Genomic DNA, 11,649 nt, shown 5'->3' with positions numbered 1-11,649 from the left:
TGCCCTTCAATCCTATCTTTCGCGCGCGACGAATATGTTACAAAGTGTGTCAAAAGTTTGCTTTTATGTTCTGTTGCGTGCTAAGAAATAGACTACTATAGGAATATAGTATTTAGAGTGTTTGTAAGGAGTGGTAATGCAGTCACGACGCATGATGATTTTGCGCGCAGTTGTTGAGGATTATATTCGTTCTCAAGAGCCTGTTGGTTCTGCGGCTCTTGCAAAGCATCATCAGCTTGGTGTGAGTTCAGCTACTATTCGTAACGATATGTCGGCTTTGGAAGAGGAGGGATACCTTGTTCAGCCGCACACTTCCGCAGGTCGCATCCCTACCCAAAAGGGGTATCGCTATTTTGTTGACGGCTTGGCTGCAGTTATTCCACTTTCTGAACCGCAGCGTCGCGCTATACGCAACTTTTTAAGCGGATCTGTTAGTTTGCAAGATACTTTGCAACGTTCCGCGCGTCTTCTTGCAAGTATTACGGGTCAAGTCGCTCTCGTAGCATCTCCAGCATTGTCTAAGTCAAAAGTAAAAAGAATTGAGATTGTTCAAGTATCGTCTTCTACGCTTTTGGTTGTTGTGATTACAGATACTGGAGGCGTAGCTCAGCACATGATTCAAGCAACTACTATAAATTCAAATGACTTATTGCATCTAACTAATATGGTTAATGAGTGCTGCATTGGGCTATCTCTTTCATCTGCTTCACAACGCGTTTATGCGCTCGCAAATCGCAAGGATTTAGCGTCAGCTTTGCAAATTATTAGTCAACTTGCTAACGCTTTAGAAGATATGCATGACGGTGAGCATACTCACGACTTATATATGGCTGGAGCTTCTCAACTTGCGCATAGACAAAGTATTGTTGATTTTGCTTCACTTTTTGACGCACTCGAAGAACAGGCTGTTATTATGCGACTGATGACTTCGTTAAGTGAGGAAGCAAGCGATTGTGCAAGTGGTGTTAGTGTTGCAATCGGCTCGGAAACGCACACTCCTGGTTTGCTTAACGCTTCTGTTGTAACAAGCACTTACGGATACAATGCTGATTCTGACTCTGCGTTTATTGGATCAATTGGTCCTACGCATATGGATTATGCTGCAACGATGACTGCTGTTAAGGCTGTTGCGCGCTACCTTAATTCGTTTATATCCGAAAATTCATAAAACGTGGCTGGTTTATGGCTGGTTATTCGGCTTATGTCTGGCTGTGCCTTATGCAAGAATGATTTTAGAAAAAGGTAAAAGGGGAATTAATTGACTGATTACTACAAAGTTCTAGGCGTTGATCACAATGCTAGCGACGACGAAATTCGCAAAGCCTATCGCAAAATGAGCCGCAAATATCATCCTGATATTGCAGGCGCTGAGTTTGAAGAAAAGTTTAAGGAAGTAAATGCTGCCTACGACGTGCTTTCTAATCCTGAAAAGCGTCGAATGGTAGACATGGGTGTTGATCCTAACGATCCTTCTGCAGGAAGTGCCGGAGCTTCAGGTGCTGGTTTTGCAGATATGGGCATGGGCGACATTTTCAGCCAGTTCTTTGGCGGTTCTTTCGGTAATTCGCAAGGACCAATTTCGCGTGTGCAGCCTGGCGATGATGCGTTAGCTGAGGCTCGTATTGATTTGAAAACCGCTATTTTTGGCGGAAATGTTAGCGTACGGTTAACTACTTTTGGCGTTTGCAAGGATTGCTCTGGTTCCGGTTCTGCCGACAATTCCGCTCCAGAACAGTGCTCTGTGTGTCACGGTTCTGGCTTCTGCCAAAAAGTTGTGCGCACTATGCTCGGTCAAATGATGTCTTCGATGCCTTGTGAGCATTGCGAAGGTCACGGCACGATTATTAAGAATATTTGCCAAAACTGCCACGGTCATGGTCGTGTGCGTTCAATTCGTGAAGTTGGAGTGAACGTGCCGGCTGGAATTCGTGACGGTAGTCGTTTGCGCTTAGCTTCCCAAGGAAGCGTTGGTGAGTGCGGCGGTCCTGCCGGCGATTTGTACGTTGATATTCATATTCGTGCAGATAAGCAATTTACTCGTAACGAGGATGATTTGCATTGTTGGATTACAGTTCCTATGAGCTGGGCTGTTCTTGGTCGTAGCCTTGAAATCGACACTTTTGATGGTGCTCAGAAAATAACGATTCCTGCAGGCTGCCAAAATGAAGACACTATTACTTTGCCAAATCTTGGTGTGACGAAGCTTCGTTCTAAAGATCGCGGAAATATCGTGGTTCATGTGCTAGTGCAAACGCCTTCTAAGTTGAATGATGAAGAGCGTGCTTTGATTGAAAAATTTGCTAAATTGCATGATAGTTCTATGAAGCAAGTGCAGCAGCATTCGTTAAGTGAGCAGTCGAGTGAGCGTAAAGGTTTCTTTAGTAAATTAAAGGAAGCTTTTGCCGGCTGATTTTACGGATTTAATTTACTGCTTTAAACGGCTTTAATTTACGGCTTTGATTTAAAATAGTGGGGAAATATGGCATTACCAATATTGTTTGCTGGAACTCCGGAAGTTGCGGTTCCGTCTCTTCGCGAGTTAACTAAAGATAGTGAGCATTTTGATGTTCGCGCTGTTCTTACGCGACCGGACGCTCCGACTGGTCGCGGTAGAAAGCTTGTGCCAAGCCCTGTGAAACAGGCTGCTCTTGAGCTCGGCTTGCCAGTGCTTGAGTCGGATCCTAAAAATGAAGATGTGTTTCTTGAACAGCTTGCGGCAACCGGTGCAAAAGCTGCAGCAGTTGTAGCATACGGCAAGATTTTGCGACAGAATGTTTTAGACGCGTTGCCGCTCGGCTGGTATAATCTTCATTTTTCGCTTCTTCCGCAATGGCGAGGTGCAGCTCCTGTGCAGCGCGCAATTTGGGCTGGGGATGATATTACAGGTGCTACGGTTTTTCGCATTACGCGCGGCATGGATTGTGGGCCTATTTTGGCGCAGTTTACTACAAAAATTGAGTCTCACGAAAATTCTGGCGATCTTCTTGCACGACTTGCAAACGACGGCGCGCCGCTTCTTGCAGCATCTCTTCGTGGCATGGAAACTGGTGAAATTGTGCCGGTTGAGCAAGATCAAACTCCTCAAGAAGTTGCGCAAAAAATCACTGTTGAAGATGCTCATATTGATTTTCATGTGCCAGCTTTTGCAGTCGATCGTCAAATTCGCGCTTGTACGCCAAATCCGGGCGCGTGGTGCGAGCTTCATGCGGACGATGAACATAATGCGGATCCGATTACTTTGCATGTTTTACGTGCAGTTCCGGCAGATGCTAACGATCCGCATGGTGAGGAATTGATGAAGCTTGATCCTGGAAAATTGCTTGCTGGCAAGAAGCAAGTTTGGGTTGGTACTTTAAGCGGCGTACTTGAACTTTTGGAAGTAAAAGCGCAGGGAAAGAAAGCTATGAAAGCGGCAGACTGGGCGCGCGGAGCTAGGCTTTCGGCAGCAGCTTACTGCGCATAAAATTATGATTATGAACTTTTCTTCGATGTTGCCAACTTTGTCTAAACCAGGGCTTTTGGTTATGGATGTTGATGCAACGCTTATTGAGGAAGAAGTTATCGATTTGCTCGGTGCAGAAGCTGGATGCGGCGATGAGCTTTCTGCGATTACAGCGCGAGCAATGCGTGGCGAAATTACTTTCGATACTTCCTTGCGTTCGCGCGTGAGTATGCTTCGCGATTTGAATATTGACGAGTGCAAAAAGCGTATTATTTCTAAAATTCATGTAACTAAAGGCGCGAATGTTTTAATTGACACGCTTCATGCGCACGGATGGAAAGTTGGCGCAGTTTCTGGCGGTTTTTATGAGATTTTGGACGAATTTTTGCCGAGTTTGAATATTGATTTTTGGGCGGCTCACCATTTAGAGTCTATTGACGGCAAGCTTACTGGCAACGTACTTGGAAATATTGTTAATGCTAATGCAAAAGTTGAAGCGCTTAGAACTTGGGTAACTAATCTTGGAATTGATCGCGAACAAACTGTTGTAGTGGGGGATGGAGCGAACGATATTTCAATGATTAAATTCGCTGGATTAGGCGTAGCTTTTTGCGCAAAACCAACAGTTCAAGCGGCTACTCCTTACTGCATTCTTACTCGCGATTTAAGCGCTGTCTTGCGTTTTTTGAATGCGAATTAATACGTTTTTAAAAGTAAAAGTTGAGTAATGTACGTAGGCAATGTAAAATTGCGAATGATGATTAAAGATTAATGATTAAATTTTTTGTGAAAGTTCTGTATCTTTTAACCGCAGAGCTTAAATGTGTTGGTGAATCTTTCTATTGTTGAGTAAAATAAAGTTAATTTATGGGAGAGAGAGTGTGCATAAATACGGGAATTTATGCATTTAGGGTAGGGAGTGTAAGTTGAATTTACGAGAAGTTGCGCTTGAAGTTGCGCGTATTTTGGAAGATGTTGGTAAACATGCGTATCAGGATCAATTAAGCCCTCAAGATATGACGTCGATTGCGTTGGGTGATCCTAATAAATCTGAATCTGGTTTTGGCGATAAGCTCGTGCGTTTTATTCAAAATCGTTTGACTTATGTGAATCCTTTCCAAGGTTTTTGGCAAACTAAGCCGGAGCAGTGCAATCCGGGAGAACGTTTTTGGTGCGTTGGAAACGTTGACGGTGCTATTAATTTTAATCGCGATATGGCTGAGTGGACTCTTACGGTTTCGCTTTTTGAGTTTAACGATGAAGGCTCCGCTCGTCCGGTTCTTGGCGTTGTGCACGCTCCTGCGTTGGGATTGACTTATTTGGCTGCAAAGGCTCAGGGTGCTATTCGTATTCGTAGAACTCCGCAAGGAGAGAAGCGTGAGAAGATTACGCCTTCCACAACTTCTACTTTGCAAGGATCTGTGGTTTGTTATGGAATGTCTTATATACCTGGTGAATCTAAGCGCGCGCTTGACGTAGTCGCTTCTGTTGAAGAGGGCTGCCCTGCGGATATTAAGCGTATTGGGCCTGCGTCGCTCGACTTGTGCAAGGTGGCAGATGGCACTTATGACGCTTATTTTGAGCCTCACTTGCATCATTGGGATATTCCAGCTGTTTCTGCTGGTGCCGTGGTTGTGCTAGAAGCGCAGGGTCAGGTTTGCCAGTGGGATGGAAACCCTATTCATTGGCGACGCGAAAATGACGTAGTTGCTTCTAACGGTTTGCTTATTAACGAGTTAAAGCCGTATCTTAAGTAAGCAATAATCTCTTGCGTAAGTAGTTAATAGTCTTGCGCAAGTAGTTAATAGTCTTGCGTAAGCATTCAATTATCTTGCGGCGTGTCGTAATTTTTTTAATAAATATTATGACGTCTTAACATGTAATTTATACGTATTCATGCGTGATTTGCGAATTATGTGATTTACGCTACACAAATTATTGCATGAAAAGGTTTGCAATGTATGAATAGTTGAGTACCATATAGCTTGTACGAATGTCAGTTTGCACATTTTTATGCATGCTTGAAACGTATTAAGAGAGTATGAAGCGTTGTGTAAATAGCAAATTGGTATGAAACAAAGAAGCGAATGCTAATTTGTTTGGCTGCTGCATTATTGCATATTACAAGTTATGCATAAGCAGAAACATAAAGAATACACATTATTGAAGTGAGGAATAATGACGAAGAAGATTATGAGTGCGAAGCATCTTGCCGATTTGCAAAAGTCTATGCAAAAGTCGAGTAACAGCGTTATTTACGCACCACTTTCTAAGAGCGTGTGCGCAGCTATGCTCGCAGGTGCTATGGTGCTCGGGGGGGGGTATTCGTTTCTCCTGCATATGCTGACGGTTATGTAGACGGCACTGGCAACAATGTTTATTACGGTTTCAAAACTGATGCAAAATATGCCGAGGCTCATTTCAACATTGACGTTGAATATTACGATACTCTAGATCACGCCAAAGCTGGCGGTACTGAAGGCATAGACCCTCTTGGTAAATTTGTTCGCGTTCATTATCTTTCTAATTGCCACAACAATGCTACAGCTGACGATTGGCGATTCCGTCCAATGTGGTGGTTTGGTGTTCCTGCTGGTTTGAAAGATCCTCAAGATATTCAATTTAAGCGTATTGAAAAGTTAACAAAAAATGGCAAGGAGCAGGTTAAACCTGCTGGTTCTTCGCAATATATTACAACCGACGCAAACGGTTATGGCGCTGTTTCTGACAAACATTTTAATAGTCCTAAGGAATGGACTAATATTTCTAATTATTATTTTAGTGACGAAAAAATTCTTGCCAGCAAAGGCTGGAAACAGCTTGTGGGCTTGGATTCCAAAGACAATAAAGGCTACGATAATGCGGGCAATACCGCACAACAATGGGAAGAATACCAAAAGCAAACTCAAGGCCTTAAGGGTATTTTCGTAGACTGGGAATCTGCTGGTCAGCGTTGGTATGACATGACCTACGTTTCCGAAATGACGGATGATGCGTGGCAAAAGCGCGATGAAAATCCGCTTCGTTTTGCGGCTGGCGTTTATCGTTTTGCTGGTAACTGGCACTATGCGGTTGGCCAAAAGCACAATACGCCAAAGATTGCGGACCATTTGAAGCTTGTGTATCCAGAGGTTACGAAGGTTAAGGATACTAACGCTTTAAGTGAAGCCGAGCAAAAAGCAATTAAAGACAAAATTGAAAAAGCAAACGCAAACACAAAGTATTACTCGGATTTGGTAGAAAAAGTAGAAGTATCCGAAAAGGGTGTGGCTACTATCACCTTTAAAGATAAGACGACTCGCACTATGCCAGCTAGCTTGCTTGTAACAAAAGACGAGTCCGATAGCGATAAGTATAAGCCAACTTTGCCTGATGCAATTCCTGTTGTAAATCCGAGCGCTTTGACAGAAGAAGATAAGAATGCTGTTATCGCTGCGTTCAAGGAAAAGAACAAGGATAATAGTGATTTTAACAGCCATCTTGCTGAAACTGACGGAATTAAGTTTGATGATAAGGGTGAAAACCTTGTTGTGACGTACAAGGATGGCTCAAAGGCTACGATTCCTGTGTCTGAGCTTGTGTTCCAAGGGCCAAAAATCTCCGATTGGGCGCCGTATGTTGTGCCAGACACAATGGAAGTTGACAACCTTCAGCAGATTTCTCAAGAAGAGATAACCAAGATTATCAATGAATTTGATAAGGCAAACACTGGTATAACGCCGTATGATGATGCAAAGACTAAGAATAGCAATAAAGCACCTGTTACGGTTGATTCTAAAACAGGTGACGCAACAATCACATGGGCAGATGGTTCTAAGACCACTATCGCAGCGTGGCAATTCCTAAAGCAGAAGCCAAAGGCTCCAGCTCCAGAGCCTCAGCCGCCTGCTCCAACTCCTGCTGCTGAAAAAGAGTTCATTGTTGAAGCTCCAGCTTCGCAAACTCGTGTCAACTTTGATCCTTTCAATATGCAGGAAGCAGATTTAACAACTTATAAGAATGCGCTTGATGCAACTAAAACTGCTCTTAAGAAGAATAAAGGTAAGGACGCTAAAGATAATTCAGATGTAACTATTACCGATGTTTCGTATAGCGTGAAAGATGGTAAGGGTTACATTACGTTTAAGGCGGATAACTACAAAGACGCTACCTACCCAATGAGCGTATTCTTTAAGAAAGCTTCGGGTACGCAAACGCCTCAGACGCCTTCTACGGAAACTAAGACAGAAAATGGTCAAAATGAGCACGATACCTTTACGTATAAGGTAACAAAGACGGAGATTAATGGAGATAATCCAACTCCTCAAGAGGCTGTAAAGGCTTTAAAGCAGTTTGTAACAGACAACTATGATGGGGTCGAAGATTCTGATTTTCAAGGTGTAGCAGACAGCATTGCTGTTAATACAAAGTGGAAACCTAAAGCTAATACAAAAAATATGGGTCCTTATGGAGGTGCTAACAACAATGCTGGACCAATGCTAACTATTAGTTTAGGTCCTGATAATGGCATTAAGGTTAATGGTCATCCTTGGTTAGATGGCGATGATCCAGATTGGGATCCTGGTACACAAATTGATTTGATTACCATCAAAGCTAGCGATTTGTACGTCAAAAAGGGTAATACTCAGCCGTCTCAGGATAATACGATTGATAAGCTCAAAGAGCAGGCAAAAGCGCTGCTGAAGCAACGTCAAGATGATGGGCTTACCAACAACGATTTGAAGCGCGCTGGTATTGACAATCCTGATCAGTTGGATAATTCCAAGATTGATGAAATAGCAAAGGGTCAAACAGCAGAAAAAGACCTTCGCGATCTTATTCGTAAGCTTACTGATGCCAAGAAAGCTGAGCGCAAGTATAACGAACCTGCTGCAATTGAGGTTAAAGATCCATCCAAGCCTACTGAAGAAGATTTCAAGAAGGCTGTTAAAGCATTCTTTGACGCTAACTATGATGGGCAGAATAGTTTCCAAGTTACAACGAATGGCATGACTATTCCGTACCTTCCATCTGCTTCTGATCTTAAGCCAAAGTCTGGCACTGTTGACATGGAGATTGCTGACGATAATATCAAGTCAGTTACTTCCAGCGAAACCGATGGTAAAAAAGACTATAAGTCAATCGTCTTTAAGGATCATAAGGGTACTCAGCTTTTCACTGTTGCTATTACATATAAGCAGAAGGAAGAATCTGCTCCTGCTCCAACGCCTGATGCGCTTGCGCAGATGAAAAAGGACGCTGAGCAGCAAATCGACCGTAATCCTAACTTAACGAAAGAGCAAAAAGAAGATTATAAGAAGCAGATTGGTGATGCTACCACTGCAGACAAGATTAAAGAAATTCTCAAGAGTGCTGCTGATAAGGGCAAAGAGAATGCAAACTCTAGCGACCCGAATACTCAGCAAACGATAAACAACAACAAGGGTGGCGGCGACGCAAAGAAAGACGCCGAAAAGAAGCAAAAAGAGAAGGAAGATAAAAAGCAGGAGGAACAGAAGAATCAAGAGCTACAGGATAAGAAAAAGAAAGCTTCCGAGCAGATTGATAAGCTTGATAATCTAACTAAAGAAGAAAAGGATAAGCTCAAGGAAAAGCTGAATGGGAATGATGGAGATGCTACCAAGCCTGGTGCTAAGACTCCTGAAGAAGTTCAGCAGATTTTAGATGAAGCTAATAATCTTAATGAAGCGCACAAGGATGTTAGTGCTGGCGCGCTTCCGTTCCTAAGCCACGGCAATGCTAACAGCGATGACGATAAGGCTCTTAAGGAGTTAATCGGCGCTGATCCAGCTCAGAAGGATAGCACGCTCACTGCTTTGGAAGCTGATCTTGCAAAGAAGGATCCTGCTGCTACTGCAGAAGAGATTAAGAATGCTCTTGATGCAGCCAAGCGCCAGAATGCGATTAACGAAGAAAATGCTAAGAATGCTGGTATTGCGAAGCTTGAAGCTAAGAAAGCAGAGCTTGATGCAGCATACAATGCTTTGACTGATGAGCAGAAAGCAAAAGCTAAAGATAAGTATGAAGCTGCCACTAAGGCAATCGATGATGCCAAGAACACTGTTAACAGTGCAACTAAGCCTTCTGACATCAAGAATGCTGTTGATGGCGTGAAAACTTCGTTTGATGCCGCAAACAAGGCAATCGAAGATGCTAAGGGCAAGCGCGATACGACTGGCAACACTAACGATGACCAGAACGCTCTCAAGCAAGAAAAAGAAAAGCAGATTGAGCGCATCAGCAATAGCGGTCTTTCTGACGAAGAAAAGAAGAAGGCTATTGAGGATATCAATGCTGCCACTAAGCTTGGCGACCCAACGGGTATTGCGGATCGCGCGCTGAAGGCTAAGAAGATTGAGGATGCTAAGAAGCAGATTGCTGCGCTTGACCATTTGAACAATGCGCAGAAGAAAGCGTATGAAGACATCATCAACTCAACTGATGCGCACAACATCAAGGATGACGATGGCAAGGATACCGGCAAGGACGACATCGACAACGCGCTTGCTGATGCTATTGCAACCGATCATGCTATGGAGCGCCTTGAGAAGCTGAAAGAGATCGCTGATAAGTTCGCTAAGGGCGACAAGTATAAGGGTCTGCAAGAAGGCAATGAGCAAAAGAAAGCGTTTGACGATGCTGCTACTGCTGCTGGAGCCGTGCTAGACAAAGCTAATGGCGATCCTAAGGATGCGGATCAGGTTAATGAGCTGTATAAGGATCTTCTTAAGGCAATGCAGGCCATTGACGACAAAGCTAAGGGTGCTGGCGTTATTACTGATGCACTTCAGGCTGAAGTAGATAACGACTCTAAGCTTAAGCCAACGCCAGCTGATCCTAACGATTCCGCTAAGCCGGCTACGCCAGGCGATTCTCTGTACACGACCGCTTCTAAGGAGAAGAAAGAGGCCTTTGACAAGGCACTCTCTGACGCTGAAGCAGCATTGAATAAAGCTAAAGAAGATAACGCAGATCAAGCGAAGCCAGACTCTACTCCGCGCACTCCCGAGCAGGAAGCTGCTGCGCAAAAAGCGGTAGACGACGCACTTCAGAAGCTTGAAGAAGCACGTAAAGCTCTTGATGGCGTTGACACAACCGCGTTGCAGAATGAGATTGGTAAGGATAACACCGTTAAAGACTTAGATAAGTATAAGTATGCTGATAAGTCTAAGACGGATGCGTTTGATCAGGCTCTTAAGGATGCTCAGGATCTTATCAAGAATTTGACCACTCCTAGCGCTGATGGTACTACACCTAAGTACGGTGAAACTACATTGGATTCTAAGGAGAACAAGCAGAAGGCTTTGGATGATGCTCTTGCAAAGCTTAAGGCAGCTGAAGAGGCTCTCGATGGTAAGAAACCAACTCCTGGTTCTGGTTCTGAAGCTGGTTATGGTGTGAATGATAATGCGCCTACTACTGTGGATAAGGGTGAGTTGAATGTTCAGATTCAGGGTGCTGAGTCTGATTCACAGCCTGGAAATGCTGGTAATGGTAACGCTGGTGCTGGCGTAAACTCGGGTAATGCAGGTAACGCTGCTAACACCAATGCTGCCAACGCTAACGCTAATAATGCTAATGGCGCAAGTTCTGCTGCTGTGAATGCTGCTGTTGAGAATAATCCGGCTGTGAAGCAGGCGGATGCTCAAGTTGCTAAGGCTCAGGCGGCTCTTGATGCTGCTTTGGCTGAGGCTAAGAAGGTTGCTGCTGATCCGAATGCTACCCAGGCTCAGGTTGATGCTGCGGTTAAGAATCTTTCTGCTGCTCGTAAGGCTTTGGCGTCTGCTAAGGCTCATGCGGCTGAGGTTCGTGCTTCTGTGCGCGCTCAGGTGTTGAAGAGTGGTAGTGTTGCTCAGCTTAGTAAGACTGGTAGTGACGTGTCTGTGTTTGGCTTGTTTGCTGCAACTCTTAGTGCTGCTGGTGCTGCGCTTTTCTCAGCTAAGCGTCGTGGTACTTCTCGTCACAGTAGTAAGTAGAATATTTGCTAGCTGGTCTGGTTATTGCAGATCAGCTAGTTTTAGAGCTGCTTAATGTTTGCTTAATTGTATTCAGTAAGTTTGCTGAGTATTGAGTTAATTAGCATAATGAAGTTAATGTAAAAGTGTCTCACTTTGCGTCTTTCTTTACTACGCAAAGTGAGGCATTTTTGTATGCGAATATTTTTATCTAACACGAATTGAAACAGTCGTGAAAATATGGGAGAATTA

Annotated in this window: 6 protein-coding genes; all 6 read left to right on the top strand. The window is 43.9% G+C overall.

Going from position 1 to position 11,649, the window contains the following annotated elements:
- Window positions 1-151: 151 nt before the first annotated feature.
- Entirely contained in the window at window positions 152-1,168 is a 1,017-nt protein-coding gene (gene hrcA / locus HXT44_RS04645) for a heat-inducible transcriptional repressor HrcA (RefSeq protein WP_162861136.1), read from the top strand.
- A gap of 90 nt (window positions 1,169-1,258) precedes the next feature.
- Window positions 1,259-2,410 (top strand): molecular chaperone DnaJ, encoded by a 1,152-nt coding sequence (gene dnaJ / locus HXT44_RS04640; RefSeq protein WP_004108655.1) that lies wholly within the window; start codon window positions 1,259-1,261, stop codon window positions 2,408-2,410.
- Window positions 2,411-2,479: 69 nt separating this feature from the next.
- Window positions 2,480-3,463: a methionyl-tRNA formyltransferase gene (fmt, locus tag HXT44_RS04635; RefSeq protein ID WP_012914250.1), complete on the top strand. Its 984-nt coding sequence runs from the start codon at window positions 2,480-2,482 to the stop codon at window positions 3,461-3,463.
- Between the two features lie 25 nt (window positions 3,464-3,488).
- Window positions 3,489-4,142, top strand: a complete 654-nt coding sequence (serB, locus tag HXT44_RS04630) for a phosphoserine phosphatase SerB (protein WP_041160586.1) — start codon at window positions 3,489-3,491, stop codon at window positions 4,140-4,142.
- Between the two features lie 226 nt (window positions 4,143-4,368).
- The gene (locus tag HXT44_RS04625; protein ID WP_421782600.1) at window positions 4,369-5,199 is read left to right on the top strand and encodes an inositol monophosphatase family protein; all 831 of its coding nucleotides are present in this window, start codon (window positions 4,369-4,371) and stop codon (window positions 5,197-5,199) included.
- A 522-nt stretch (window positions 5,200-5,721) separates the two neighbouring features.
- Window positions 5,722-11,418, top strand: coding sequence for a GA module (locus HXT44_RS04620; RefSeq protein ID WP_421782598.1), 5,697 nt, complete (start codon window positions 5,722-5,724; stop codon window positions 11,416-11,418).
- The last annotated feature ends 231 nt before the right edge of the window (window positions 11,419-11,649 follow it).

The sequence above is a fragment of the Gardnerella sp. DNF01198P genome (genome assembly GCF_049244165.1).
GTDB lineage: Bacteria > Actinomycetota > Actinomycetes > Actinomycetales > Bifidobacteriaceae > Bifidobacterium > Bifidobacterium swidsinskii.
The sequence above is the reverse complement of the archived record's forward strand: the minus strand, read 5'-3'. Positions and strand labels throughout refer to the sequence as shown.